We start from the raw sequence: 25,166 nt of genomic DNA on the forward strand, positions 1-25,166 counted from the left end.
AGTTCAATCGGTATCGCCCTTCTTGCAGCGTTGACGATTAGCGAAAGCGGAAATGACATCCAATCTCCCCCCTTGCGGGGGAGATGGCCGGCAGGCCAGAGGGGGGTGCCTCGCGCTGTCATTTCCGCAGAGTCACTTCCCCTTCCACACCGGTTCCCGCTTCTCCGCAAAAGCACGGAACCCTTCCATATTGTCCTCGGAACCGTACAGCGCATCGACCGTCGGCAACTGCCGGCGCGTCACCCTGTTCATCGCGTCCTGGAAAGTCAGCGCTTCGGCCACCCGCGCGGTTTCCTTGATCGCGGCGAAGACAAGCGGCGGGCCGCTGGCGAGCAGGCGGGCGATCTCCCAGACGCGGTCCTCCAGCTTCTCCTTCGGCAGCACCTCGTTGACCAGGCCCCAGCGATGCGCCTCGGCAACGTCCATCCAGCGGCCAGTGAGCAAAAGGTCCATGGCGACATGATAGGGAATGCGCTTCGGCAGCTTGATGGTCGCGGCGTCGGCAAGCGTGCCGGCGCGGATCTCGGGCAATGCGAAGGAGGAGTGATCGGAGGCGTAGATGAGATCGCAGGACAGCGCCAGCTCGAAGCCGCCCCCCACCGCCATGCCGTTTACGCAGGCGATGACAGGCTTGTTCAAGTCGCGCAGTTCCTGCAGCCCGGCAAAGCCGCCGACGCCATAGTCGCCGTCGACGGCGTCGCCGCCGGCGGCGGCCTTCAGGTCCCAGCCGGCGCAGAAGAACTTGTCGCCGGCGGTCTTGACGATGGCGACGCGCAAGCCGGGGTCGTCGCGAAACGCCTTGAAGGTCTCGCCCATCAGCCGAGAGGTCTTCAGGTCGATGGCGTTGGCCTTGGGCCGATCGAGCGTGACCTCGAGGATCGAGCCTTCACGGCGGGTCGAAACGACGTCAGGCATTCTTGTTCTCTCCCAGCACCAAAAGCGCATCGGCGATCCAGGCGCCCTTGCCCTCGCTGCAGACGATCAGCGGATTGATGTCGAGTTCCTCGATCTCGCCGGCATTCGTCTGCACGAAGGCAGCAATGCCCGCGATGGCGTCGATGGCAGCTTGGACGTCGGCCTTCGGCCGACCGCGATAGCCTTCGAGCAGCGGGAACAGTTTGAGACCGCGAAGTGCTGCCTCGATGTCGTCGCGGGTCGCCGGCAGCATCAAGGTGACGCTGTCGCGCAGCAATTCGACCAGCACGCCGCCGGTGCCCAGCGTCATGACAGCGCCGAACATCGGATCGCGGGTGAAGCCGACGATCAGCTCGGCGACGCCGTCGCGCACCATGCGCTCGACATAAAGGCCGGTGCCGAGCGGCAAAAGGTGGTGCGCGGCGGTGCTGACGGTTTCGGCGTCCCTGAGGTTGAGCCTGACAGCGCCGACCTCGGATTTGTGGGTGACACCCAGGGCCTTCAGCGCCACCGGGAAGCCGAGCGCCATGGACGAGATCACCGCCTCGACGGCACTGTCGGCGCGCTCGCCCTTGGGCACCGGCAGCCCGGCCTTGATCAGCCGCGCCTTGGCTTGCGCCTCGTCAGGCGTGACATGCTCGCCGCCGGCAGCGCCGGAAGCTGAGGTGTCGACCGGCTGCGCCTGCGGCTCGCGCCAGGCCCAGCCGATGAAGGCGGCCGCCTGGGCGGCATCCATCGCTTCGGAAATGCCGAACAGCGGCACCATGCCCCGCGCCATCAGCTCGGCGGTGTATTCCTCGGGCAGGTTCTCGGGCAGCGACGAGACGATCGCGCCATGTGCCTTGTTGGTCTTGAGCGCCGATTCGAAGGCGCGCAGCGTCGCCCACCAGTCGGTCACCGAGCAGCGGTCCGGGCGCGGAAAGTCGAGTACCAGCATGTTGAGGTCGAAGCCGCCCGACACCATGGCGGTGAAGGTGGCGGTCATCGCCGGCTCGTTGTTCCAGATGAAGGTGTGATAGTCCAATGGATTGGCGAGCGCGACCAGCGGCCCGAGCGTCGACTTGACGTGGGCACGGTGTTCTTCCGTCAGCACCGGGAAGTTGACCCAGCGGCCTTCGGCGCTGTCGGCCATGACCGAAGCCTCGCCGCCCGAACAGCTCATCGATGACAGGCTGTAGCCGGGCAGCGGACCGGTGACATGCAGCAGCTTCAGCGCCTCGATGAAGGCGGGGATGGAATCGACGCGCGCGATGCCGAGCCGTTTCAGGAAGGCCCCGGACGCTGCGTCCGAGCCGGCGAGCGACGCGGTGTGCGAGACGGTCGCTTGCCTGGCCTGTTCGGAGCGGCCGACCTTCATGGCGATGATCGGCTTTTTCAATTCCCTCGCCCGTGCCGCCAGCCGCTCGAAGCCGGCTACCGAATCGAAAGCCTCGATGTGCAGGCCGAGCGAGGTGACGCGCTCGTCCTCGATCAGGCCGAGCGCCATTTCGGAGAGGCCGGTCTGCGCCTGGTTGCCGGCGGTCATCAGGAAGGCGATCGGCAGGCCGCGCTTCTGCATCGTCATGTTGATGGCGATGTTGGACGACTGGGTAATAATGGCCACCCCTTTGCCGCCGTCGGCCAATCTTATGCCGCCATGCTGGTCGGGCCACAAAAGCGCGCCGTCGGCATAGTTGATCAGGCCGTAACAGTTCGGCCCGATGATCGGCATCTCGCCGGCGGCGGCGACGAGTTCGGCCTGCAGGCGCTCGCCATCCGCGTCATAGGCTTCGGTTTCGAGGAAACCGGCGGCAAAGCAGACGGCCCCGCCGGCGCCGCGTTCGGCCAGGGCCTTGATCACGTCGATGGTAAGGTGTCGGTTGACGCCGACAAAGGCGGCGTCCGGCGCGCCGGGCAGATCGGCGATCGAACGATAGGCCTTGCGGCCGGCGACCTCTTCCTTGCTCGGGTGCACCGGCCAGATCTCGCCGGCAAAGCCCATCTTGATCGACTGTGCCACGACCGCGGCGGCCTGCGCGCCGCCGAACACGGCGATCGATTTAGGGCGCAGAAGGCGTTCAAGTTTGTGCATGGATCAGGCCCCGAACGGGCGCAGCAGCGCCCGCGAAATGATGTGGCGCTGGATTTCCGACGTGCCTTCCCAGATGCGCTCGACCCGGGCGTCGCGCCAGATGCGCTCCAGCGGCAGGTCGTCCATCAGCCCCATGCCGCCATGGATCTGGATCGCTTCGTCGGCGACGTAAGCCAGCATTTCTGTGGCCTTCAGCTTGGCCATGGCCATGTCCTGGTCGGTGACGGTGCCCTGATCGTACTTCCAGCCGGCTTCGAACACCATCAGGTCCGCGGCCTTGAGTTCGGTTGCCATGTCGGCGAGCTTGAACGACACGCCCTGGAACTTGCCGATCTGCTGGCCGAATTGCTGACGCTGCGCGGCGTACTCGACCGCATGGCCAAGCGCCCGCTCGGCACGGCCGAGGCAGGTGGCGCCGACCTGCAGGCGGGTGGCGCCGAGCCAGGAATTGGCGACGTCGAAACCCTTGTGGACTTCACCCAACACCTGGCTTGCCGGAAGGCGGCAATCGTCGAATTCGAGGATGGCGTTGGTGTAGCCGCGATGCGAGACGTTGCGGTAGCCGTCGCGCACCGTGAAGCCCTTGGTGCCCTTGTCGACGAAGAAGGCGGTGATCTTCTTGCGTTTGCCGCGCGGCGAATCCTCTTCGCCCGAGGCCATGAAGACAATGGCAAAGTCGGCGAGGTCGGCGTGGGAGATAAAGTGCTTGGTGCCGTTCAATACCCAGTCGTCGCCGTCCTGCACGGCGGTCGCCTTCATGCCGCGCAGATCGGAGCCGGCGCCCGGCTCGGTCATAGCCAGGCAATCCCATTTCTCGCCACGGATGCACGGGAACAGATATTTTTCGCGCTGCTCCGGCGTGCCGGCCAAAAGGATGTTGGAGGGGCGCGCGACGCAGGTCCAGTGCAGCGCGTAGTTGGCGCGGCCGAGTTCCTTCTCGTAAAGCAGCCAGGTCACCGTATCGAGCCCCGCGCCGCCGACATCGGCCGGCATGTTGGCGGCATAGAGACCGGCTTCGATCGCCTTGGCCTTCAGCTCCTCGATCAATTCGCGGCGCAGCACGCCGGTGCGCTCGACCTCGCGCTCATGGGGGTAAAGCTCATTCTCGACGAAGGCGCGCGTCGTCTCGACAATGAGCTTTTGTTCCTCCGACAGACCGAAATCCATGGTCTCAGCCTTTCTTCTTTTTCTTCGGGTTTTCGGCTTTCTTCACCGGCTTCGATGCCTTCGCCTTCTCGGCCGCCTTGGAGGCGGCCGGCTTTTTCGCCGCCAGCTTGGCCAACTGCTTCGTATAGTCCCTGTGCAGGGCGCCGGCTCCCCAGCCCTTGCCCTTGTTCTGCTTCGAGAGCGCATCCATGATGGCGACCAGATTGTCGTCGCGGATCTTTTCCAGTTCGCGGATCGACAGGCCATGCGCCTGGTCGTCCGACTGCGTGGCGATCAGGTCGACCAGTTCGTCGTTGAACTCCGGTACGTCCATCAGCTTGGTCCACGGCCATTTCAGGCAGGGGCCGAACTGCGCCATGAAGTGGCGCATGCCGGCTTCGCCGCCGGCGACGCGATAGACCTGGAACATGCCCATCTGTGCCCAGCGCAGGCCGAAGCCATAGCGCATGATGTCGTCCAGTTCCTCGACGGTGCAGATGCCGTCCTTGATCAGCCACAGCGCCTCGCGCCAGGCGGCTTCCAGCAGGCGGTCGCCGACGAAGGCCTCGATTTCCTTGCGGATGACGACAGGCTTCATGCCGATCGAGGCATAGATTTCCCGGGCAACCTCGATCGCCTCCGGAAAGGTCTGGTCGCCGCCGACGATCTCGACCAGCGGCAGGAGATAGACCGGGTTGAACGGGTGGCCGACGACCAGCCGCTCCGGATGCTTCTTCATCGCAATCTGCATGTCGGTCGGCTTGATGCCTGATGTGGACGAGCCGACGATGGCGTTGGCCGGCGCGTGAGTGTCGATCTCGGCCAGCACCTTGTGCTTGAGGTCGAGCCGTTCCGGCACGCTTTCCTGGATGAAATCGGCGTCGGCCACCGCGTCGGCAATGGTCTTGGCGAAGGTCAGTCTGCCTTCTTTCGGCAGGCCGCCCGGAACCATCTGCTTGTAGGCGCGGCGCGCGCCCCTCATCACTTCTGAGACCTTGCGCGAGGCCTCGGGATCGGGATCGAAGATCGACACGTCGATGCCGTTGAGGAGCAGCCGCGCCACCCAGCCGGCGCCGATGACACCGCCGCCGATGGCGGCCGCCTTGTTGATGATGCTCATTGTCAGGCTCCGGTTCTTTTGCTGGCTGTTTGTGGATCCGTCAGAGGCACGCGCTCGCCCGTACGGATCACCGATGGGTCGTAGGCCTTGCGGGCAAAGACTTCGAGCGCGAAGGGCCGGAAGAACTCGATCGGCAGCGTCTCGTAGTCGGGGTCGAAGCTCGACTGGTCCCAGCGTTCGCAAAACTGGTCGCAATCGTCGAAATAGGCATGGCCGGCGAAGCGGTCGCGCGCGTGGCGATTGCCGCCGAGATGATGGGCGTAATAAAGGCGCTGGAAATCGCCGTGCTTTTCCACCACCCAGGTGCATTGCTCGCGCACGAAGGGTTTCAGGATCGACGCGGCATATTCGTCGTGATTGTAGGGCGCGTAGATGTCGCCGATGTCGTGCAGCAGCGCGCAGGCGATCCAGTCGGTGTCGGCGCCATCACGCCAGGCGCGCGTCGCCGCCTGCAGCGAATGGCCGAGCCGGGTGATCTTGTAGCCCGACAGGCCCTCGTCGAGCTGCACCAGCGCGTCGAGCAGCCGCTCGCCGGTCCTGGCTGCATAGTCGATCTCGTGCGCGGTCAGGAATTCGTAGTCTTCCCTGTCGCCATCCTTCATCGCCGTGAATTTTACGGTAGCCATATCGACCCTCCCTGCGAATAATTCATGCCGCTAGTGGCGCCCGCTTGGTCAGGTTCAGCTTCTTGCGCACCTCTTCCGGGCCGAGAATCCTGGCGCCGAGATTGGTAACGATGCTGGCCGCGCGTTCGACCAGTTGCGCATTGGTGGCCAGCACGCCCTTGTCGAGCCAGAGATTGTCTTCCAACCCAACGCGGACATTGCCGCCGGCCAGCACCGCGGCGGCGGCATAGGCCATCTGGTTGCGGCCGATCGAAAAGGCCGACCAGCTCCATGTCGACGGCACGTTGTTGACCATCGCCATGAAAGTGTTGAGGTCGTCTGGCGCCCCCCACGGCACGCCCATGCAGAGCTGCACCAGCGCATCCGGCTTCAGCACTTTCTCCTCGACCAGTTGCTTGGCGAACCAGAGATGACCGGTATCAAAGGCCTCGATCTCCGGCTTGACGCCGAGCGCGGTCATCATGCCGCCCATGGCGCGCAGCATGCCGGGTGTGTTGGTCATGACATAGTCGGCCTCGGCGAAGTTCATGGTGCCGCAGTCCAACGTGCAGATCTCCGGCAGGCACTGGCGCACATGCTCCATGCGGTTGGTGGCGCCGCCCATGTCGGTGCCCTTTTCATTCAGCGGCAGCGGCGCTTCGGGCGAGCCGAACACCATGTCTCCACCCATGCCGGCGGTAAGGTTCAGCACCACGTCGACGTCTGCCTCGCGGATGCGCTCGGTCACCTCGCGGTAGAGATGAACGTCGCGCCTGGGCTTGCCGGTCTCGGGATCGCGCACATGGCAATGCACGATCGCCGCCCCCGCCTTGGCCGCGTCGATGGCCGAATCAGCGATCTCTTTGGGCGAGCGCGGCACATGCGGGCTGCGGTCCTGCGTGCCGCCGGACCCGGTCACGGCACAGGTAATGAAAACCTCACGGTTCATCGCAAGCGGCATGGAACTCTCCTCCCAGTCGAAACAGGCGCCAAGCATCGCCCGACTTGCCGAAAACTGCTTTGCGTTTTACGAAGCTTCCATGACTAAAGGCGAAAAACTGACGATCTTTCGCGCCGAGCGTCTGCCGCTCAAGGTGACGATGCTGGTGTTTTCCGGCTCGTCCATCATGTGCGTGGCCTCGGCGGTCGACCCGCTGCGCGCCGCCAACCGCATCTCCGGCGAGACATTGTTCGATTTCAAGCTGGTTTCCGTAACCGGCGAGGCGCCGGTCACCACTTGCGGCCTGCCAGTGGCGGTCAGCGGCCGCTTCGACGCGGCCGAACCGACCGACGTTCTTGTCGTCGTCGCCGGTTTCGGCACGCAGAATTATGCGACGTCGGCTCTGCTCTCGGGCCTGCGCCGCGCCGCCCGTTCGGCGCGCGCCTGCGGCGGCGTCGAGGCCGGTACATGGCTGGTCGCGCGGGCCGGCTTGCTCGAAGGCCGCAGCGCCACGACCCATTGGGAAGACATGGAAGATTTCTCGTCGGCCTTTCCGGGCGTCGACGTCCGCCCGGACCGTTACGTCATCGACGGGCCGGTCTTCACCTCCGGTGGCGCCTCGCCCACCTTCGACCTGATGCTGCACCTCGTTCGCACCCGCCTCGGCATGGCCGTGGCGCTCGATGTGGCCAGCGTCTTCATCTACGATCAGGCCCGTGCGGCCACCGACGCTCAGCCCCTGGTCTCGCTTGGCCGGCTAGACGGCTATGATCCGCGCCTGGCGCAAGCCATCCGGCTGATGGAAGCGCATGTCGACCAGCCGTTGACGGTCGCCGCCGTGGCAAAGCGCGCCGGGGTGACGGCACGGACACTGGAGAGCATCTTCCGCAAGTCGATCGGCGAGACGCCCGGCGCCTACTATCTCAGGCTGCGCCTGGGCGCTGCGCGGCGGCTGGTGATCGACACCAGAGTGGCCATGGCCGACATTGCCGGGCGGACCGGATTTTCATCCGCCGCGGCATTTTCGAGGGCGTTTTCAAGAGCTTTCGGTGAAGCCCCGGTCAGGCTACGCCGGGGTTGATGTACATGTCGTCCAAAGTGGAAAGCGGTTGATCAGGCAGCTTTCTGCCGGTCGCCGCCACTATCGATCTGCGAGCGCATCTGTCTTGCCAGATGGGTCTCGAAACGGCTGGCAACGGCGCGGTCCCATTCGTTGGAGCGGCGCGCACCATCCTTCGGATGCGGCATTGCCATCAGCCGGTCGATAATCGACCCGGCCTCGCCATTTGAGAGCAGGGCGTCGATTTCACGTTCGTTCTGCATATCGGTTCGCCTCCTTCTTCCTCTCCCGCCACGAGCACCTTCTTATAGGAGATTCGTGACGGCAGTTTGAAGGCAAGAGAGAGGCGATTGAGGGGCGTCAGTGGGCAAAACCTTGTCGTCGATTCCGCACTGGCGCAAAGCCCTTTCACCCGGTCTCGGCGCCACCCTCGTCCGCCCGCCGGCACCTTTTCCGTTCAATGGCGAACAGGGCGGCAGGCAAATAAGCGCGACGCCGGGAACTTCTCCCCGCGAAGCGGCGTGGGTAAGCGGAGCGGCGGCTGAACGAGCCGCCGCCCGCCTTTCATCCCTTACACGTAGCGGTTGACGATGTTTTCGAGCAGTTCCTGACGGCCGGAGCGCGGCTGCGGTTCGATCTTCTTCTTCACCACGCGCTCGGCGATGTCCTCCAGCGTGCGCTTGCCGGCAAGCATCGCCTTGGCCTCGCCGCTGTTCCAGCCTGCGTAGCGCTCGGCGAGTGGAGCCGACAGCGCCTTGTCTTCGACCATCTTGGCGGCTGCCTTCAGGCCGCGCGCGCAGGCATCCATGCCGCCGATATGGCCGATCAGCAGGTCCTGCGGATCGAGCGACTGGCGGCGCAGCTTGGCGTCGAAATTGGTGCCGCCGGTCTTGAAGCCGCCCGCCTGCAGGACCTGGTAATAGGCCAGGGCCATCTCCGGCACATTGTTGGGGAACTGGTCGGTGTCCCAGCCCGACTGGTAGTCGTTGCGGTTCATGTCGATCGAGCCGAAGATGCCGAGCGCATTGGCCAACGCCAGCTCGTGCTCGAAGGAATGGCCGGCGAGGATGGCGTGGCCCTGCTCGATGTTGAGCTTGACCTCCTTCTCCAGGCCGAAGCGCTTGAGAAAGCCATAGACGGTCGCGACATCGTAGTCGTACTGGTGTTTTGTGGGTTCCTGCGGCTTCGGCTCGATCAGGATCGTGCCTTTGAAGCCGATTTTGTGCTTGTAGTCGACGACGAGGTTGAGGAAACGGCCGGCCTGCTCCTGCTCGCGGGCAAGGTCGGTGTTGAGCAGCGTCTCATAGCCCTCACGTCCGCCCCAAAGCACATAGTTCTCACCCTTCAGCCGCTTGGTGACGTCGATGCAGCTCTTCACCGTCGCTGCCGCATAGGCAAACACATCCGGATCGGGGTTTGTCGCGGCGCCCGACATGAAGCGGCGGTGCGAGAACAGGTTCGCCGTGCCCCACAAGAGCTTGACGCCAGTCTGCTTCATCTTGGTGGCGAAATAGTCCGCGATCTCGTCGAGGCGCGCGGAACTTTCCGAAAAATCCTTGCCCTCGGGCCGCACGTCGGCATCGTGGAAGCAGAAATAGGGCGCGCCGAGCAGCGAGAACATCTCGAAGGCGACGTCTGCTTTCAGTTTTGCCAGTTCCATCGTGTCGATGCCGCCGGCCTTGGGGAACCACGGCCGATCGAAGGTCTGGCCGCCGAACGGATCGCCGCCCGGCCAGGCGAAGGAATGCCAGTAGGCGACGGCGAAGCGCAGATGGTCTTCCAGCCGCTTGCCGGCCACCAGCTCGTCCGGGTTGTAGAACCGGTAAGCCAGCGGATTGGCCGAATCCGGCCCCTCATATTTGATCTTCTTGATGTCGCCGAAAAAGCCGCTGCTCATGGATTTCCTTCCTCTCCGAAATGGCTCCGCCTGATTACCTCAGGCGTAATTGGTTCCGTTCGTCCGTTGGGTGAAAAGGGTCATGTCAAAGCCAACGAAGGAGACAGATCATGACCGATCTCAACAAGATCGCCGAAAGCTACATCACCGCCTGGAATGAGAGCGACGCCGCGCGCCGTCAGGCGCTGCTCAAGGCGACTTTCACCGAAGACGTCAGCTATCGCGATCCCATCATGCAGGGCGACGGCCATGAAGGCGTCGCGGCGCTGATCGACGGCGTGCAGCAGCGCTTTGCCGGCTTCCGCTTCTCGCTGAAAGGCACACCGGACGGGTTTGCCGACAAAATCCGCTTTTCCTGGAACCTCGGCCCGGAGGGCACACCGTCCGTCATCGAAGGCACCGATATCGGCGTCATCGAGAACGGCCGCCTGAAGAGCATCACCGGCTTCCTCGACAAGGTGCCGGCGCAGTGAGGCTTCACGGCTAAGGTAGGCGCCAGGCGCCCCCCTCTGGCCTGCCGGCCATCTCCCCCTCAAGGGGGGAGATTGGCTGATTTTTATACCTTCGCCAACCTCCGGCCTTGCAAGGCTAGCGTAGCCGCCAAAGCTGCCGATCTTCCCCCTAGAGGGGGAGATGCCCGGCAGGGCAGAGGGGGGCGCGTGGCGCCTGCTCACGCCGTTGCCGCCCTGATCGCCGGATAAAGCCCGCGGTAGCGCTGGTAGGCATCGGCAAATGCACCATCCAAGCCGGCATCCGGTTCGATCGTTGCATCGGTCCTCGGCGCCGTGCAGACATCGAGCGGATCAGTGTCCGTCGCTGCGATCAGGCCGAGCCGGGCGGCGCCGAAGGCGGCGCCGAAATCGCCGTCGGCGGGAATGTCGACAGGCAGCTGAAGCGCGGTGGCGATGGCCTTCAGCCAGTAGCGCGAGCGCGAGCCGCCGCCGATCGCCGTCACACGCATCAAGCTCGTGCCCGCAGTCTTCAACGCCTCGAGGCTGTCGCGAAAGGCGAAGGCCACGCCTTCCAGCACGGCCTGGGTCAGGACGGCGCGGCTCGATTCATGCGCCAGTCCGGTAAAGGAGCCGCGAATGACGGAATCATTGTGTGGCGTGCGCTCGCCCGAGAGATAGGGCAGGAAGGACACGCCGGTCGGCGCCTTCAGTGTATCGCCCAGTTCCGATGTCAACTCGCCTGCGCCCTTGCCGGTAATCTCGGACAGCCAATTGAGCGAATCGGTGGCCGACAGGATGACGCCCATCTGATGCCAGGTGTCAGGCAGCGCATGGCAGAAAGTGTGGACCGCGCTTGCCGGGTTGGGCAGATAGGAGGCATTGGCGGCAAACAGCACGCCTGACGTGCCCAGAGACACGAACGCATGGCCGGCACGGACCGTGCCCATGCCGCAGGCGGAAGCCGCATTGTCGCCGGCGCCGCCGGCAATCGGGATGCCGGCTTCGACGCCCCATTTCGACGCCAGCTCGCCGCGCAGCCCACCGGCCTTCTGCGTACCCTCGACCAGGGATGGCATGTGCTTTTCGTCGAGCGACGTGGCCGCGAGCAGGTCGGCGGACCAGCGCCGCTTCCCAACGTCGAGCCAGGAAGTGCCAGCCGAGTCCGACATTTCCGAAATATGTTCGCCGGTCAGCCACAGCCGCAGGAAATCCTTGGGCAGCAGCACCTTGGCCACTTTGGCGAAAATGGCGGGTTCGTTGTTCTTCACCCAGGCGAGCTTCGGCGCGGTGAAACCGGGAAAGACGATGTTGCCGGTCAGCTCGCGAAACCGCGGATCGGCGTCGAGCGCGGCTGCCTCGGCATGGCTGCGCGTATCGTTCCACAGAATGCAGGGGCGCAGCACCTTGTCAGAGGCATCGAGCAAGGTGGCGCCATGCATCTGACCGGATAGGCCAATGCCTTTCACCGCCGCGAACTGCCAGGGATGGGAGGCCTTCAGTTCGGCAATCGCGTCTTCGCAGGCGCGTAGCCAGTGGGCTGGATCCTGTTCGGACCAGCCGGGATGCGGCCGCGAAACGTCGAGCGCGCCATGGCCGGAACCGATGACGGTCTGTTCGGCATCGATCAGCAGCGCCTTGACGCCCGACGTGCCAAGGTCGAGGCCGAGATACATGTTTTCCTCCCTTGCCATTATTTTTTTCGGATCTCGAAAAAATCTGGCCGAGGCAGTTTTTAAGCCAAGATCCGCCGCGGGTCAATTCTCTGACAATCAGCCGCGCATCACGAAAACAACGCCGACGGCGGGCTGTGTGGCCGCGCCAGCGTACGCGCCGCCACCAACACGCTTTGGAGGGTTGGCGAGACGCACGCCAAGGACCAATTCTGGCGCAATCAAAGCACAGCTCTGTCCGGCCCGTTTTCCAGTTCATCAACCATGACGGGCAGATTAGGCTTTGTAAAACGGAACGAATTGTGTCTTCATTGCGGCGTAGGTGGGGGCTTGCAATCGCGAATCTTGGAGGGACGCGGTGCGGCGCTTTGAAAACAGGCTTCCGAATGGCGATTCGGAAGACATCGCTAAATTAGTTGTTCTGAAACGGCATATGCCGGTGATGTTTCTTCCTCGAATGCTTGGCGTTTTTGCCGCGACGTCGCTGGCGTTGCTGCCCAATTCCGCCGCCTTCGCCGCATGCCTGCTCGTTCCGACCGCCGGAAACGACACCTTCATCTGCGACAGCGGCGATTCGGGCGGGAGCCTCAACGATCTGAACGGCGACAACACGCTCACCTTTCCCGCCGGCGGCACCGGCCAGGTGAGCGGCAATGTCACCTTCGGCGTTGGTTCGGACCGCATCAACATGCAATCCGGTACCATCACCGGCACGGTCGACCAGGGCGGTGGCGCCGATTTCTTCACCATCGGCGCGGGCACCGTCGTCGGCAATGTGCAGCAAGGCTCGGGCATCGACGACTTCAACATGAGCGGCGGCCAGATCGGTTCACTTAACCAGGGTGATGGCCTCGACACCTTCACCATGACGGACGGACGCATCGTCGATTTCTTCGACGACGGCGACCATGCGGTGATGACCGGCGGCCGCATCGGCCGCGTCAACATGAAGCTCGACCAGAACTACTTCAACATGTCCGGCGGCACCATCGACCGCAACCTGGTCACCGGCTTCGACAAGGACACGATCATCCTTTCGGGCGGCACGATCGGCGGCAACATCAGCGTCAGCGGCGGCAATGACAGCGTGACGATTACCGGCGGCACGGTCGGCGGCGACGTGCTGATGAGCTTCGGCGCCGACAGTTTCGTCTGGGACGGCGGCGGCATCATCTATGGCGCCGTCGACCTCGGCGCCGACAACGACACGGCAAAGCTGAGCAACCTGACCAATTCCAATATGGGCGGCGCCGACGCGCTGAATGGTGGCCTCGGCACCGACACGCTGAGTTTCGACAACGTCAAGCTCAAAGGCATCAGCCGGGTGCAGAACTGGGAGAGCATCGACGCCACCAACGACACCGAACTCACGCTGGACGGCAATCTGGTGCTGGGAGACAGCGGCACCGGCACGGGCTCGCTCAGCGTCGATGCGGCAAGCACGCTCTATGGCGGCGGCTTCAACGCGTCGATACAGGCCTTTACGGCGGGCCAGCTTGCGGACGTCGTCAATGCCGGCCGCATCGACCTGACCAATGGCAGTACAGGCGCGACGGATCGGCTGACGATTTCGGGCAATTACACCGGGCTTGGCGGCCTGCTGCTCATCCAGACGGAACTCGGCGATGATTCCTCGGCCTCGGACAGGCTGGTGCTGTCGGGCGGCACGGCTTCCGGCTCGACCGGCATCGGGGTGGTCAATGTCGGCGGCACGGGTGCCGAGACGACGCAGGACGGCATCATGGTCGTCCAGGCGGTCAATGGCGCCACCTCCAGCGCCAGCGCCTTCGCGCTCGACGCGCCGGTCGCGGCGGGCGCCTTCGAATATTATCTGTTCAAGGGTGGCGTCACCGCAGGCAGCGCGGAGAACTGGTATCTGCGCTCGTCGTTGATAACGCCGACATCGCCGGCCGCAGCGCCGCCGGGGATCGGACCGACGGCGGCGCCCGAGCCCGAACCTCCGGCAACCGAGCCGCCGCCGCCGCCTTCCCAACTGCCGCACGTGCCCGTGCCGTCCGAAGGCGACGTCAACAATCCGCCGGTCGATCCGACGCCGCCGGTGCAGGCCGGCGATCCGGAGCTCCAGCCCCCGCCACCCCCGCCGGCGGCACCGGCGGCTGATCCGCCACCGCCGCCCCCGCCCGTCCCGACTGCGGTGCCCGATCTTCCGACGCCCGCGGCAGGGGAGGAGATCCTGCTCTACCGTGTCGAGGTCCCGGTCTATTCGGCGGTTCCGCCGGTGGCCGAGCATCTGGCGATGACGACACTTGGTACTTTCCATGAACGGCGAGGCGAACAGAGCCTGTTGTCAAACACCGAACTCTCTCCGGTCTGGGGCCGTATCTTCGGCCAGGACGCGAAGATGGGCTGGTCGGGAACGGTTTCGCCGTCGTTCGACGGCACCTTGTTCGGGTTCCAGGGCGGCTTCGACGTGTTTGGCCAGGAAACCGCTTCAGGTGGCGTCGATCGTGCCGGCCTGTTCATCGCCTATGCCACCATGAACGGCGATGTGCGCGGCCAGGCGCTGGGGCAGAACGATCTGGGCGTCGGCGACATCGATCTCGGCGGCACCAGCGTCGGCGGCTACTGGACCCGTATCGGTCCCGGGGGCTGGTACCTGGACGGGGTCGTCATGGCCACTTTTTTCAGCGGCGATGCGACCTCGACCCGCGACATCGGCATCGATGTCAAGGGAACCGGCGTCACCGCTTCGCTGGAAGGGGGCTACCCGATCGCGCTGGCGCAAGGCTGGACGCTCGAACCGCAGGCGCAACTGATTTGGCAGCATCTATCGCTCGACGATGCCGAGGATCGCTTCGCGTCGGTTTCCTTCGATCTCGACGACAACGTCACCGGACGCCTCGGCCTGCGCCTGCAGGGCGAGACGACATTGAACGGCACCGTGCTGCAACCTTACCTCAAGGCCAATCTCTGGCACGGTTCCGGTGGCACGGATCACGTCAACTTCGACACCACCGACATCTCGACCGAAAGCCGCTCGACCTCGTTCGAATTCGGCGGCGGCGTGACCGCCAAGGTGACGGACAAGGTCAGCCTCTTCGCCACCGGCGACTACACCACCAATCTCGGCGGTGACAAGCGGCGCATCCTTGAGGGCAATCTCGGCGTCAGCATCAAGTGGTGAGACGGCGAAGCTGGCGCTGTTTTCGTGCGTAAAGTCGACGCCGCCCCTCATCCGCCGGCAGGCAGGTGAGGGGCAGCGCTAACGCTGTGCGTTGAGCGAATCCCCCTTGTTCAATTCCCTGAACGCATCGCCACTGTGGCGATGCCGGCGCCAACCAGCAGCGTGCCGCCGGTGCGGTTGAAGACGCGGATCGCCCTAGGGTTGCGCACAAGGTTGCGCGCTCGCGACGCGATCAGCGCGTAGCCGAAGGCATTGGCGAAGGCGAGCGCCAGGAAGGTCGTCTCGAAGATCAGCATCTGCGTCCAGAAATCGGCGTGCCGGTCGAGGAACTGCGGCAGGAAGGCGACGAAGAAGGTGATGCTTTTCGGGTTGAGCGCGGTGACCAGCCAGGCATGCCCCATCATCCTGGCGGAGGACACGGCATCGGTGCGCGGCTCGGCCTTGAGCGCGCCGCCGGCCCGGAACAGTTTTACGCCGAGATAGACCAGATAGGCAGCGCCGATCAGCTTCAGGATCGTGAAGACGGTGGCCGAAGCTGCCAGCAGGGCGCCGATGCCCAGCATGGACAAGGTCATCGCCGTGAAGTCGCCCAGCGCCACGCCGACGGCCATCGGCAGTGCGGTGCGCCATCCCTGGCCGAGGGCATAGGACACGACCAGAAGGATGGTCGGTCCCGGAATGACTAGGAGGATGGTCGACGCGGCAGCGAAGGCGGCCCAGTTTTCGAAGGACATGCTCGTCTCCTTTGAGCTCAAAGAAGAGGATAAATCCTTCGGTCCAGGAGAATGTAAAGCGGTTTGTTTCTACCCCCCCAACGGCAGTTCGGCGTCAGTCGAGCCGCCCGACAGGTTCACGATCTCGGCGAGAAGCTCGAGGTTGATCTTTCAGGTCTTGCACATGGGGGCCCCCGCTTTTGACACGCTGGCGCCGGGACTATGACCCGCCCGAGGTGATTTCGTGCAGGGCACGCTGGTTGGCGATACCGGCGAGGGCGCAATGGCGCCCAGCCTGTTCGCAAATGCAGGCAGCGCAAGGCCTTCACGCTTTATCAACCATGAATGATGAAAATGCTCGTCATCCGGCCGGACCGTGCTTCCCGCCGACAGCGTAGGGTTTGGGTACATGCGTGAGTTGCCGCAAGGTCTGAGGCCGCCGCGAAACGGCGACGCAATCGAAACCGATAGTCTTGTCTCCCGCCGCGCCGTTTTATCCGGGGCAGGGGCGTTGGCCTTGCTTGGCGCCGCCGGCTGCTCGACTTCGGGCGGCGGCCTGCCGGCGCTTGAGCTCGACGACACGGTCACCGGCTCTGTGCGGCCGATCCGGCCGAGCATCAGCGTCGACAAGAACGTCACCAGCCCCGACCTGATGTACGCGTCCCTGAGCGACGGCGGCTTCAACGTGCCCGAGGTGCCCTACCTCAAGATCAAGCCGGAATTCCGCCGCCAGATCGTCGTCGACCAGACGGGCGAAGCGCCCGGCACCATCGTCGTTCATCTCAATGAGCGCATGCTCTACCTCGTCCAGCCGGGGGGCGACGCCATCCGCTACGGGGTCGGCATCGGCAAGGACGGCTTCCGCTGGTCCGGCCGCGCCAACATCCAGTACGGACGGGAATGGCCGACCTGGACCCCGCCGCCGGAAATGATCGCCCGCAAGCCGGAATTGGTAAAATGGCAGGGCGGCCAGCCCGGCGGCCTCACCAACCCGCTCGGGGCGCGCGCTCTCTACATCTATCAGGACGGCAAGGACACCGGCTACCGCATCCATGGCTCGCCCGAATGGTGGAGCATCGGCCAGGCCATGTCGTCGGGCTGTGTGCGCCTGATCAACCAGGACATCATCGACCTCTACAGCCGCGTTTCCAAGAAGAACCCGGTCGTCGTCGTCTAGCTCAAGCCTCACCTCGCGGCCGCTGGCGCGGCCGGTCGTTTCTGCCGTTGCGCGATGGCCAAAGACAGGCGAAGGTGCCTGAAATCCAATCGCCCGGGAGAATTTCACCAATGGCCGGAACTTTCGTCATCGCGCAGGGCGGCGGCCCGACGGCCGTCATCAACCAGACCGTGGTCGGGGCGACGCTGGAGATCCGCAAGCGGCATCCCGGCGCCAAGGTCCTGGGCTCCATCCACGGCGTGCGCGGTATCCGCGACGGCAATTATGTCGACCTCTCCGCCGTCCCGGAAGACCGCCTGCGGCTGATCGCCGGAACGCCGAGCGCGGCCCTTGGCTCGACGCGCGACAAACCGGATGCAGCCTATTGCGAGGTCGTCCTCGACGGCCTGAAGAAGGCCGGCGCGGATGCCTTCATCTATATCGGCGGCAATGACACGTCGGGCACGCAGCAGATCCTGACCGATGCCGCCGGCGGCAAGATCGCGTTCGTGCATGCGCCCAAGACCATCGACAATGATCTCGAGGAGAACGACCACACGCCGGGTTTCATCTCGGCGGCCGAGTTCGTCGCCGGCGCTTTCCTGTCCGTCGATCTCGATTTTCGCGCTCTGCCCGGCATCTATGTCGGCATCGTCATGGGCCGGCACGCCGGCTTCCTCACGGCCGCGGCCGCGGCTTGGCAGCTCGATCCCGACAGTGGTCCGCATCTCGTCTACGTGCCGGAGCGGCCGTTCTCGGCCACAGCCTTCATCGAGGACGTGCGCGCCACGCTCGACCGCCACAAGCGCTGCATCGTCGCCGTTTCGGAAGGGGTGAGCACCGCCGACGGCAAGGCGCTGGTTGAAAGCCTGGTGCCGCCGGAGAAGCTGGAGCGCGACCAGCATGGCAACGTCAAGCTATCGGGCAGCGACCTGCCGGCGGCACTTGAGCGGGCGCTCGCCGAAGGGCTTCCTGGCAAGCGCGCCCGCGTCGATGCGCTGGGCTACATGCCGCGCGGCTATGTCGGCGCCATCAGCGCCGTCGACGCGCAGGAGGCGTTCGACGCGGGAGCTTTCGCGGTCACCGTGGCCGAACAGGGCGGCGGCTCCGTGGCGCTGCAATATGACGGCACCAAAACCGTGCTGAAGAAGGTGCCGCTGAAGAACGTGGCCGGCAAGACCCGTCACATGCCTGAGAACTTCATGAAGCCGGACGCCAACCATCTGTCCGACGCCGGCATGGCTTACCTGAAGCGGCTGGTGCCGGAAAAATACAAGGTCGGAAAGCCCTTCGTCTGATGTCGGGAGCATACTTGATCCCAGGATCACACCTGATGCGAGGCTCACACCTGATGCCGGGCTCACGCTTGATGCCGGGCCGCTTCTGATGGAGAACTGGTTCAGCAGGAGCATCGTCGACGACAAGACGACCATGCTGACCGAGCCGTTCGTGCATGACTATGTGCGCGCCAACATCTGGCATCTCACCGGCCGCGACGCCGACCTTTTGGTCGATACCGGCATGGGCATCTGCCCGCTGGCGCCGGAGATCGAAACCCGGGCCGGCAAACCGCTCATCGTCGTCGCCACCCACATCCATCTCGATCATGTCGGCTCGCTGCATGAATTCGCGCTGCGCGTGGGACCCAGGGTGAGTGCCGCGCAATTCGAGAACATGGATGAGGCGGCGACCTACGCCTACATGTTCCACGACCTCGACGGCGCCGTCTCGCGACTGCCGGCACCGGGCTGGAAGGCTGCGGATTACAAGATCCCGCCAGCGCCGCTGACGCGCACCCTCGACGAGGGCGATGTCGTCGATCTCGGCGACCGCCGCTTCCGCGTGCTGCATCTGCCCGGGCATTCGCCGGATTCGATCGCGCTGTTCGACGAAGCAGACGGCCTGTTCTTCAGCGGCGACGCCATCTATGACGACCGGCTGATCGACGACCTGCCGGACTCCGACAAGTCGGCCTATCGCCTCACCATGCGGCGCCTGCTCGACCTGCCGATCCGCATCGGCCATGGCGGCCACGGCCCGAGTTTCCACGGCGAGCGCATGCGCGAGATCGCCTCGGCCTATCTCAGCCGAGCGGCTGGTCCATAAGCCGGCTCTAAAATTAAATCTTCGTAAGGTCGCCCGAAAACCCTAAATCGGGCCAATCCGCGCCCTAGATGCTGGTTTGTCGATCCGGCCGGCTGCCATGCGCGGCGAGACAGGCAATCCGGCTGTCGACAGCCGACGGGTGTTTTTCCCCGAACCATCCGCGGCCCAGGTTCAACTCTCGCCCGGACAGAACGACCATGTCACCCATAAGCATTCTTCGTAGACATCGCGTCGCGGCCCTGCTGGGCGCTGCGCTGATCATTTCTCCCATCGTGGCCTCCTTCGCCGAAAGCCCGAACGACGTCCACAACGCCGTCGGTACGACACAGACTCCCGTAGCCGGCGTAACGGCCCCGAACGGCTCCTTTGCCCCCATCGTGGCAGCCGACAAGCCGGCCGTGGTGACGGTTACGACCGTCATGAAGGGGCAACCGGACGCCATGAGCGATGCCTCGCCCCTGGACGGCGGCGGCTCGCCTTTCGACGATTATTTCCGCCAGTTCTTCGGCGACCAGGGCGTGCCCGGGCCGAAAGCGCCGCCGCAGCAGTCGCAGCGCGCCGAAGCGCTCGGATCCGGCTTTATCGTCGGCGCCGACGGCACCATCGTCACCAACAACCATGTCATCGACGGCGCGAGCTCGATCAAGGTGACGCTTGACGACGGTACAGAGCTTCCCGCCAAGCTGGTCGGCCGCGACGCCAAGAATGACCTTGCGGTGATCAAGATCAAGGCCGACAAGCCCCTGCCGACGGTAAAATGGGGAGATTCCGACAAGTTGATGCCGGGCGATCAAGTGCTGGCCTTCGGCAATCCGTTCGGCATTGGCACCACGGTCACCTCAGGTATCGTCTCGGCGCGCGGCCGCGATCTCCACAGCGGGCCGTTTGACGATTTCATCCAGATCGATGCGCCGATCAACCACGGCAACTCTGGCGGTCCGCTGGTCGATGTGAGCGGCAACGTCGTGGGCATCAACACCGCGATCTATTCGCCCAATGGCGGCAGCGTCGGCGTTGGCTTCGCCATTCCGTCCGACCAGGCGCAAAAGGTGGTCGCCAAGCTGATGAAGGGCGGCGAAATCGAATACGGCTATCTTGGCGTCCAGATCCAGCCGGTGACCCCGGACGTTGCCAGTGCCATAGGTCTCGATCACCCCGGCGGCGCATTGGTCTCCTCGGTCACCGAGGGCTCGCCGGCGGCCGCGGCCGGCATCCAGACGGGGGACCTCATCACCGGCTTCGCCGGCCAGGAGATAAAGGACCCCAAGGACCTGTCGCGTGCCGTCGCCGATGTCTCGCCCGGCAAGAAGGAAACGCTCGACGTCTGGCGCAATGGCAAAACCATGCAGCTTTCCGTCGACGTCGGCCGCAATGGCGACGATGCGCAGACCGCGTCGGTATCTGGTGATTCCGGCGCGCCGGGAAACGGGCAGGGCGCCCGCCTGCCGGCGATCGGGCTCGGCCTGATGGACATCACGCCCGATATTCGCCAGCAGATGAACCTCCCCGACAACCAGCGTGGCGCGGTGGTCGCCGCGGTCAATCCCAACAAGGCGGCGGCGGCTTCCGGCGTCCAGCCCGGCGACATCATTATCGCCGTCAACCAGATGCCGGTGAAGAGCGCCAGGCAGGCCACGCAGGCGATCGCGCAGGCCGGCAAGTCAGGCCGCAAATCGGTGCTGCTGCTGGTGGAACGAGGCGATGCCCAGATCTATGTCGCCGTGCCCTTCGCCAATGGCTGAGACATCGCGTTGACATGAATGCAGGGATGGCGGGCTTGTCGGTCGACGAGCCCGCCTCCCGGCCGGGGATTGACGCTTCAGGCCTTGAAATTCGAACCGCAAGGTAATACCTTCGGGAGACATGGTATTACCGAGGAACGAAGATGGCGACGACCGTTACAGCGAAGGGACAAGTGACCATCCCCAAACCGGTTCGCGATCTCCTGGAGATCGTCCCGGGAAGCAAGGTCGATTTCCGGCGCGCTGCCGATGGCAGCGTGGTGCTGACCCGTGCTGACAAAAAGCAGCCGGCGAGCCGCTTCGCCAAGTTGCGAGGTCATGCCGGCGAGGGGCTCACGACGGACGCGATCATGGCGCTGACGCGTTCCGAACGGTGACGCTCGTCGACACCAACGGTCTGCTCGACGTTGTTACGGACGATCCGAGCTGGGCGGATTGGTCGGTCGCCCATCTCGAGGCAGCGAGCCTCGATGGGCCGTTGTTGATCAATGATGCGGTCTATGCCGAGCTTGCCGTCCGCTACGCACGCATCGAGGATCTGGAGGCGTTTGTCGAGGCGGCCGGTCTAGAAATGGTTCCGATGCCAAGAGCAGCCCTCTTCCTTGCCGGAAAAGCATTTACACAATATCGCAGATCGGGAGGATCCAAGACCGGCGTGTTGCCTGACTTTTTCATCGGCGCCCACGCAGCCGTCGGACGCCTTCCGCTGCTGACGCGTGATGTCGGCCGCTACCGGACTTATTTCCCTTCTGTGACGCTGATCACTCCCTGAATGGCCGTCGGATTTCGCTCCAAAGCGTGTCGCATCGAAATGGGCTCATGCGACGCGCTTTAAGCGGCGTTGCAGACCGCCGAGCGCCGTCGGTCACGCCTCGATATCAAGCGCCGAAAGCGGCTTGGAGCAGCAGGCGAGAATGAAGCCGTCCTCGATCTCGTGATCGAGGATGCCGCCATTGTGGCTCATCTCGACCTCGCCCGAGAGCTTCTTGACCTTGCAGGTTCCGCACAGGCCGAATTCGCACGCGGCGGGGATTCTGACTCCCGAGGCGCGCGCCGTCTGCAGCACCGTCTGGCCGGCGACGCATGCGGCATCGACGTCCGAAATCGAGAACCGGATCGGCGTCGCGGCTTCGACAGGAATGGCTGCGCCGTCTCCAGTCGGCGAGGCGAACGGCGCCGGGATTTCCTCCACCAGCGGCGCTGCAAAGCTCTCCTGATGGTATCTCGCCATGTCGAAGCCGGCGGCTTCGAGCATGCCGCGCACGGCACGCATGAAGGGGTCGGGGCCGCAGCAGAAGATTTCGCGCTCTCGGAAATCGGGCGCCAAAAGCGGCAGCCGGATGGCGTCGATGCGGCCCATATGGCCGAACCAGCCTTCCCGGCTCGACCGCTCCTCGATCATGAAACCGAGCGACAGGCCGGGCATGCGGCTGCCGAGCAATTCCAGCTCCTTGCGGAAGATGATCTCTTCGGGGCGGCGGGCGCAGTTGACGAAGCCGACATCGGTCCATGGCGCGCAGTCATTCAGCCAGCGCAGCATCGACATCATCGGCGTCACGCCGGAGCCGGCCGAGATGAACAGATATTTGGCCGCCGGGTGGCTGTGCAGCGAAAAGTCTCCGGCCGGCCCATACGCCTTGACGTGCGAACCAGGCCTCAAATGGTCGAACATCCAGCGTGTGCCGGTGCTGCCGGCCTGCGCCTTCACCGTCACCGCGATCGAGAATGGCCGTGAAGGCGAAGACGACAGCGTGTAGGTGCGCATCAGCAACCCATCCGCTGTCGGCAGTTCCAGCGTCACGAACTGGCCCGGCTTGTAGCGGAACCAGGTCTGGTTGTCGGAGCGGAAGGTGAAGGTCTTTACATCAGGCGCCTCGTCGCTCACGCCGATCACTTCCAGCACCTGGAGCCTGTCGTTCCAGGGCGCCATCTGATCGAGATGGCGATAGAGGCCGAGATCCGTCATCGCATTCATCCCTTACCTCTCAAGCAACGCTGCGCAGGGCCGGCCGGCCGTCTTCGGCGAGGCGCGGACCGATGAAACGCGCGTACCAGTCGACGAACTGGATGACGCCGCCTTCGTGCAGTTCGGAATAGGGGCCGGGTTCATAGGCCGGCGACAGGATGCCGAAGGCGTTTTCCTCGACGATGCGACGATCCTGGCCGTTGGTCTCGGTCCAGACATGGGTGAGTTCGGCAAGGTCGTAGTCGACGCCCTCGACCGCGTCCCTGTGAACCAGCCATTTGGTCGTCACCGCGGTCTCGGTGGCGCTGATCGGCAGCACGCGGAACGTGACGGCGTGGTCGCCAAGGATGTGGTTCCAGGTCGTCGGATAGTGATAGAGCAGCAAGGAGCCGATGCGGTCGGTGGCAACGCCGTCGGACAGGTTCTTCTTGACCGCGCGTTTTCCCGTCATCGTATAACTGACGGCATCGCGCAGCAGCGGCGCGCGGGTGGCACGGTACTGTCCGGCCGGGTCGATGCGGAACCTGCTCGGCAGGCCGGCCGCCTCGCACTTGGCCCAGTGCGACAGCATCTCCGGGTCGCTGTCGGCGTCTTGCACGCCAGTCACGGTCGGCGCCTCCGGGAAGGTCTTGCAGAGCTCCGGATGGTTGCCGGCGCAATGATAGCATTCGCGGTTGTTTTCCCAGACCAGCTTCCAATTGCCCTTCTCGACGATGGTGCTCTCGAAGGCGACCTTTGCTTCGCGCAGCCGATGCGGCAGCAAATAGGGTTCGATCATCGTCCGCATCGGCGCGAAATCCGCCGGCTCGTCGGCGAGGCAAATGAAGATGTAGCCGCCGACGCTTTCGCAGGCGACCGGCTTCAGGCCGAACTGGCTCTTGTCGAAACCCTCGGCCATCTGCCTGGCGAACAGCAGCCTGCCGTCCAGTTCATAGGTCCACTGATGGTAGGGGCAGACGAGCTTCGCCGCCGTGCCCTTGTCTGTGTTGCAGACGCGGCTGCCGCGATGGCGGCAAGAATTGTGGAAGGCGTTGATGTTGCCCTTCTGGTCGCGCACCAGCACCACAGGATAGTCGCCGATCTGCACGGTGATGAAGCTGCCGGGCCGGGGCAGTTCGCAATCATGGCCGATGAACAGCCAGTCGCGGTACCAGATCAGCTCCATGTCGAGCTTGAAGTAGTCGGGATCGGTATAGAAGGGCTGCTCGAGCGAGAAGCCGTCCCTGCGGCCTTGCAGCCGTTTCAGCATGTCGTTGCGCGCATCCATGTCCTGTCCTCGCATTGAAGTCCTGTCCTCGCATCGAAGGACTGAACGGAGGGGAGAGAGGAAGGATCAAGCCGCGCGCCGGCTTGCGCCGGACATGCACCATCCGCCTCTTGACCGCCCGCCGCGATCAGTCGAGTCCAACATCTCGGGCTGGTTTCCGGGCTCTGGAGCTGTCCTTGCGGACTGTCGCGACACCTTCCCAGGCCTTTGCCCAGTGGTCTCCCGTTGCGACCTGAACTCCACCACCGTTGCGGGGGCAGCGCCGGATTCTGACCGGCTTCCCAATTCTCCGCCTCGTCGTCACGCGGCGGCACCTGAGATGGCAGGATCTAACCATGATCGCCGACTTGTCGTCGGCATGAAAACGACATCGCATCCATGCCGCGCGACACGCATTGGAAACGGCGCGGCCGCCGTTGCAGGGCAGAAAGCCTCAGGTCGCCGCCTCGGATTCCGTCTCGTGGCGGAGGCAAAAAAGGTTAACGGTTTCGAAAAGTGACTGTTAGCGCCCTCTAAAATCGAACCGAACGGTTCGTTTCTGTTGACGATGCGTGCAGGACGGTGTGAACACTGGGCCTTCGACACAATTGGTGATCGCGCGACGCGTTTGCATAACCAACTGATAGTAAACAGAAAAAAACGAATGTTGAAGGCTCTGGCACAATTTCAAGTGGTGGAAACTTGGTCCACACGGAAAAACTTCGTGATTGGAAATGGCGGTATGGCTTTCCCACATCGGGGCTGTCCGAACGACGCGATTTCCTCCCAAGACACGCCGCTAGACGGACGGAAAAATACTGGAGTATCAAAAAATGAAAAAGATCATTCTCACTGCCGCCGCCCTTCTGGCTGTTTCCGGCAGCGCCTTCGCTAGTAGCGACCATTATGGTTCGAATGCCCCTGCGGCCACCGCCGTCGACAGCTCGTACACCGCTTCGACCAAGAAGTCGGAACCGGCTGCCCAGACGCCTGTCCAGGGTGCCGATCGCAACCTCTTCGGCAACAACTAACAGCCGATCTCCAGTTGACGGCGGGCCTTCCGCCGTCCTGGCGAAATTTGAGAATTCAGGAGACTTGAAATGAAGAAGATCGCTCTTGCTGCCGCCGCCGTCCTGGCCGTGTCGGGCAGCGCTTTCGCCGGCAGCGACAACTATGGCTCCAATGGCGCCAACCAGCCCGCGGCCACTTCGACGGA

General features: G+C 64.1%; 23 protein-coding genes and 1 riboswitch. Of the genes, 11 read left to right on the forward strand and 12 right to left on the reverse strand.

The genetic code is table 11. From position 1 onward, the window contains the following. Positions 1 to 132: 132 nt before the first annotated feature. Genes FJ951_RS24390 through FJ951_RS24415 form a run of 6 tightly spaced genes read right to left on the reverse strand, consistent with a single transcriptional unit; the run spans position 133 to position 6,818 of the window. The gene (locus FJ951_RS24390) at positions 133 to 915 is read right to left on the reverse strand and encodes a carnitinyl-CoA dehydratase (protein ID WP_140517770.1); all 783 of its coding nucleotides are present in this window, start codon (positions 913 to 915) and stop codon (positions 133 to 135) included. Next, entirely contained in the window at positions 908 to 2,986 is a 2,079-nt protein-coding gene (locus FJ951_RS24395; RefSeq protein ID WP_140517771.1) for an acetate--CoA ligase family protein, read from the reverse strand. Before FJ951_RS24395 ends, FJ951_RS24390 begins: the two co-directional genes overlap by 8 nt. A gap of 3 nt (positions 2,987 to 2,989) precedes the next feature. Further along, a complete protein-coding gene (locus FJ951_RS24400; RefSeq protein ID WP_140491110.1) occupies positions 2,990 to 4,153 on the reverse strand; it encodes an acyl-CoA dehydrogenase in 1,164 nt (387 codons plus the stop codon). 4 nt (positions 4,154 to 4,157) lie between these two features. Then, positions 4,158 to 5,252 carry a carnitine 3-dehydrogenase gene (locus tag FJ951_RS24405; RefSeq protein WP_140517772.1) on the reverse strand — a complete coding sequence of 365 codons (1,095 nt, stop codon included), beginning with the start codon at positions 5,250 to 5,252 and terminating at the stop codon, positions 4,158 to 4,160. Between the two features lie 2 nt (positions 5,253 to 5,254). After that, on the reverse strand, positions 5,255 to 5,878 hold the full coding sequence (locus FJ951_RS24410) for an HD domain-containing protein (protein WP_140517773.1): 624 nt from the start codon (positions 5,876 to 5,878) through the stop codon (positions 5,255 to 5,257). A 22-nt stretch (positions 5,879 to 5,900) separates the two neighbouring features. Beyond that, positions 5,901 to 6,818: a 3-keto-5-aminohexanoate cleavage protein gene (locus FJ951_RS24415; protein WP_140517774.1), complete on the reverse strand. Its 918-nt coding sequence runs from the start codon at positions 6,816 to 6,818 to the stop codon at positions 5,901 to 5,903. A 79-nt stretch (positions 6,819 to 6,897) separates the two neighbouring features. On the opposite strand from FJ951_RS24415, the gene FJ951_RS24420 reads away from it, so the two are divergent. Beyond that, the gene (locus FJ951_RS24420; protein ID WP_140491100.1) at positions 6,898 to 7,878 is read left to right on the forward strand and encodes a GlxA family transcriptional regulator; all 981 of its coding nucleotides are present in this window, start codon (positions 6,898 to 6,900) and stop codon (positions 7,876 to 7,878) included. Between the two features lie 32 nt (positions 7,879 to 7,910). Here the strand turns inward: FJ951_RS24420 and FJ951_RS24425 are convergent, their stop codons facing one another. Both FJ951_RS24425 and xylA read right to left on the reverse strand, forming a co-directional pair. Further along, on the reverse strand, positions 7,911 to 8,120 hold the full coding sequence (locus FJ951_RS24425) for a hypothetical protein (RefSeq protein ID WP_140517775.1): 210 nt from the start codon (positions 8,118 to 8,120) through the stop codon (positions 7,911 to 7,913). A gap of 308 nt (positions 8,121 to 8,428) precedes the next feature. After that, entirely contained in the window at positions 8,429 to 9,754 is a 1,326-nt protein-coding gene (gene xylA, locus FJ951_RS24430) for a xylose isomerase (protein WP_140517776.1), read from the reverse strand. A 110-nt stretch (positions 9,755 to 9,864) separates the two neighbouring features. Between xylA and FJ951_RS24435 the strand changes: the two genes are divergently transcribed. Further along, positions 9,865 to 10,227, forward strand: a complete 363-nt coding sequence (locus FJ951_RS24435) for a nuclear transport factor 2 family protein (protein WP_140517777.1) — start codon at positions 9,865 to 9,867, stop codon at positions 10,225 to 10,227. 197 nt (positions 10,228 to 10,424) lie between these two features. On the opposite strand, the gene xylB is transcribed toward FJ951_RS24435, so the two are convergent. After that, positions 10,425 to 11,879: a xylulokinase gene (xylB, locus tag FJ951_RS24445; protein ID WP_140517792.1), complete on the reverse strand. Its 1,455-nt coding sequence runs from the start codon at positions 11,877 to 11,879 to the stop codon at positions 10,425 to 10,427. 439 nt (positions 11,880 to 12,318) lie between these two features. On the opposite strand from xylB, the gene FJ951_RS24450 reads away from it, so the two are divergent. After that, on the forward strand, positions 12,319 to 15,021 hold the full coding sequence (locus tag FJ951_RS24450; RefSeq protein ID WP_246671774.1) for an autotransporter outer membrane beta-barrel domain-containing protein: 2,703 nt from the start codon (positions 12,319 to 12,321) through the stop codon (positions 15,019 to 15,021). Between the two features lie 110 nt (positions 15,022 to 15,131). Here FJ951_RS24450 and FJ951_RS24455 read toward each other — a convergent pair whose 3' ends face one another. Beyond that, positions 15,132 to 15,755 (reverse strand): LysE family translocator, encoded by a 624-nt coding sequence (locus tag FJ951_RS24455; protein WP_140517779.1) that lies wholly within the window; start codon positions 15,753 to 15,755, stop codon positions 15,132 to 15,134. Positions 15,756 to 16,143: 388 nt separating this feature from the next. Here FJ951_RS24455 and FJ951_RS24460 point away from each other — a divergent pair, with 388 nt between their 5' ends. The 6 genes from FJ951_RS24460 (at position 16,144) to FJ951_RS24485 (ending at position 21,510) form a co-directional block, all read left to right on the forward strand. Continuing rightward, the gene (locus FJ951_RS24460) at positions 16,144 to 16,911 is read left to right on the forward strand and encodes a L,D-transpeptidase (RefSeq protein WP_140517780.1); all 768 of its coding nucleotides are present in this window, start codon (positions 16,144 to 16,146) and stop codon (positions 16,909 to 16,911) included. A gap of 110 nt (positions 16,912 to 17,021) precedes the next feature. Beyond that, complete coding sequence (locus FJ951_RS24465) at positions 17,022 to 18,188, forward strand: diphosphate--fructose-6-phosphate 1-phosphotransferase (protein WP_140501237.1); 1,167 nt, start codon at positions 17,022 to 17,024, stop codon at positions 18,186 to 18,188. An 88-nt stretch (positions 18,189 to 18,276) separates the two neighbouring features. Beyond that, positions 18,277 to 18,996: an MBL fold metallo-hydrolase gene (locus FJ951_RS24470; protein ID WP_140517781.1), complete on the forward strand. Its 720-nt coding sequence runs from the start codon at positions 18,277 to 18,279 to the stop codon at positions 18,994 to 18,996. A gap of 197 nt (positions 18,997 to 19,193) precedes the next feature. Continuing rightward, positions 19,194 to 20,738, forward strand: coding sequence for a DegQ family serine endoprotease (locus FJ951_RS24475; protein WP_140517782.1), 1,545 nt, complete (start codon positions 19,194 to 19,196; stop codon positions 20,736 to 20,738). Positions 20,739 to 20,881: 143 nt separating this feature from the next. Then, positions 20,882 to 21,115: an AbrB/MazE/SpoVT family DNA-binding domain-containing protein gene (locus tag FJ951_RS24480; RefSeq protein ID WP_140517783.1), complete on the forward strand. Its 234-nt coding sequence runs from the start codon at positions 20,882 to 20,884 to the stop codon at positions 21,113 to 21,115. After that, positions 21,112 to 21,510 carry a type II toxin-antitoxin system VapC family toxin gene (locus tag FJ951_RS24485; RefSeq protein WP_140517784.1) on the forward strand — a complete coding sequence of 133 codons (399 nt, stop codon included), beginning with the start codon at positions 21,112 to 21,114 and terminating at the stop codon, positions 21,508 to 21,510. The genes FJ951_RS24480 and FJ951_RS24485 overlap by 4 nt, the downstream gene beginning before the upstream one ends. A gap of 93 nt (positions 21,511 to 21,603) precedes the next feature. On the opposite strand, the gene FJ951_RS24490 is transcribed toward FJ951_RS24485, so the two are convergent. Together FJ951_RS24490 and FJ951_RS24495 are read right to left on the reverse strand one after the other, a co-directional pair. After that, entirely contained in the window at positions 21,604 to 22,704 is a 1,101-nt protein-coding gene (locus FJ951_RS24490; RefSeq protein ID WP_140501228.1) for a hybrid-cluster NAD(P)-dependent oxidoreductase, read from the reverse strand. 19 nt (positions 22,705 to 22,723) lie between these two features. After that, positions 22,724 to 23,971: an aromatic ring-hydroxylating dioxygenase subunit alpha gene (locus FJ951_RS24495; protein ID WP_140517785.1), complete on the reverse strand. Its 1,248-nt coding sequence runs from the start codon at positions 23,969 to 23,971 to the stop codon at positions 22,724 to 22,726. Between the two features lie 130 nt (positions 23,972 to 24,101). Next, a riboswitch (cobalamin riboswitch) is annotated at positions 24,102 to 24,304 on the reverse strand. A 479-nt stretch (positions 24,305 to 24,783) separates the two neighbouring features. On the opposite strand from FJ951_RS24495, the gene FJ951_RS24500 reads away from it, so the two are divergent. Together FJ951_RS24500 and FJ951_RS24505 are read left to right on the forward strand one after the other, a co-directional pair. Next, positions 24,784 to 24,981 carry a DUF680 domain-containing protein gene (locus tag FJ951_RS24500; protein WP_140501224.1) on the forward strand — a complete coding sequence of 66 codons (198 nt, stop codon included), beginning with the start codon at positions 24,784 to 24,786 and terminating at the stop codon, positions 24,979 to 24,981. Between the two features lie 69 nt (positions 24,982 to 25,050). Then, on the forward strand, positions 25,051 to 25,166 hold a 116-nt coding region (locus FJ951_RS24505; RefSeq protein WP_140517786.1), incomplete at its 3' end, for a DUF680 domain-containing protein.

Origin of the sequence: Mesorhizobium sp. B2-2-3, from assembly GCF_006442405.1 — a bacterium.
Taxonomy (GTDB): Bacteria; Pseudomonadota; Alphaproteobacteria; order Rhizobiales; family Rhizobiaceae; genus Mesorhizobium.

Bases quoted from the DNA above. Each gene is read 5' to 3' on its own strand.
- FJ951_RS24390 (WP_140517770.1), bottom strand. From the start codon at position 915: ATGCCTGACGTCGTTTCGACCCGCCGTGAAGGCTCGATCCTCGAGGTC.
- FJ951_RS24465 (WP_140501237.1), top strand. From the start codon at position 17,022: ATGGCCGGAACTTTCGTCATCGCGCAGGGCGGCGGCCCGACGGCCGTC.
- FJ951_RS24500 (WP_140501224.1), top strand. From the start codon at position 24,784: ATGAAAAAGATCATTCTCACTGCCGCCGCCCTTCTGGCTGTTTCCGGC.
- xylA (WP_140517776.1), bottom strand. From the start codon at position 9,754: ATGAGCAGCGGCTTTTTCGGCGACATCAAGAAGATCAAATATGAGGGG.
- xylB (WP_140517792.1), bottom strand. From the start codon at position 11,879: ATGTATCTCGGCCTCGACCTTGGCACGTCGGGCGTCAAGGCGCTGCTG.
- FJ951_RS24455 (WP_140517779.1), bottom strand. From the start codon at position 15,755: ATGTCCTTCGAAAACTGGGCCGCCTTCGCTGCCGCGTCGACCATCCTC.
- FJ951_RS24470 (WP_140517781.1), top strand. From the start codon at position 18,277: ATGGAGAACTGGTTCAGCAGGAGCATCGTCGACGACAAGACGACCATG.
- FJ951_RS24410 (WP_140517773.1), bottom strand. From the start codon at position 5,878: ATGGCTACCGTAAAATTCACGGCGATGAAGGATGGCGACAGGGAAGAC.
- FJ951_RS24450 (WP_246671774.1), top strand. From the start codon at position 12,319: ATGTTTCTTCCTCGAATGCTTGGCGTTTTTGCCGCGACGTCGCTGGCG.
- FJ951_RS24475 (WP_140517782.1), top strand. From the start codon at position 19,194: ATGTCACCCATAAGCATTCTTCGTAGACATCGCGTCGCGGCCCTGCTG.
- FJ951_RS24490 (WP_140501228.1), bottom strand. From the start codon at position 22,704: ATGACGGATCTCGGCCTCTATCGCCATCTCGATCAGATGGCGCCCTGG.
- FJ951_RS24425 (WP_140517775.1), bottom strand. From the start codon at position 8,120: ATGCAGAACGAACGTGAAATCGACGCCCTGCTCTCAAATGGCGAGGCC.
- FJ951_RS24395 (WP_140517771.1), bottom strand. From the start codon at position 2,986: ATGCACAAACTTGAACGCCTTCTGCGCCCTAAATCGATCGCCGTGTTC.
- FJ951_RS24420 (WP_140491100.1), top strand. From the start codon at position 6,898: ATGACTAAAGGCGAAAAACTGACGATCTTTCGCGCCGAGCGTCTGCCG.
- FJ951_RS24435 (WP_140517777.1), top strand. From the start codon at position 9,865: ATGACCGATCTCAACAAGATCGCCGAAAGCTACATCACCGCCTGGAAT.
- FJ951_RS24460 (WP_140517780.1), top strand. From the start codon at position 16,144: ATGCGTGAGTTGCCGCAAGGTCTGAGGCCGCCGCGAAACGGCGACGCA.
- FJ951_RS24495 (WP_140517785.1), bottom strand. From the start codon at position 23,971: ATGGATGCGCGCAACGACATGCTGAAACGGCTGCAAGGCCGCAGGGAC.
- FJ951_RS24400 (WP_140491110.1), bottom strand. From the start codon at position 4,153: ATGGATTTCGGTCTGTCGGAGGAACAAAAGCTCATTGTCGAGACGACG.
- FJ951_RS24405 (WP_140517772.1), bottom strand. From the start codon at position 5,252: ATGAGCATCATCAACAAGGCGGCCGCCATCGGCGGCGGTGTCATCGGC.
- FJ951_RS24480 (WP_140517783.1), top strand. From the start codon at position 20,882: ATGGCGACGACCGTTACAGCGAAGGGACAAGTGACCATCCCCAAACCG.
- FJ951_RS24415 (WP_140517774.1), bottom strand. From the start codon at position 6,818: ATGCCGCTTGCGATGAACCGTGAGGTTTTCATTACCTGTGCCGTGACC.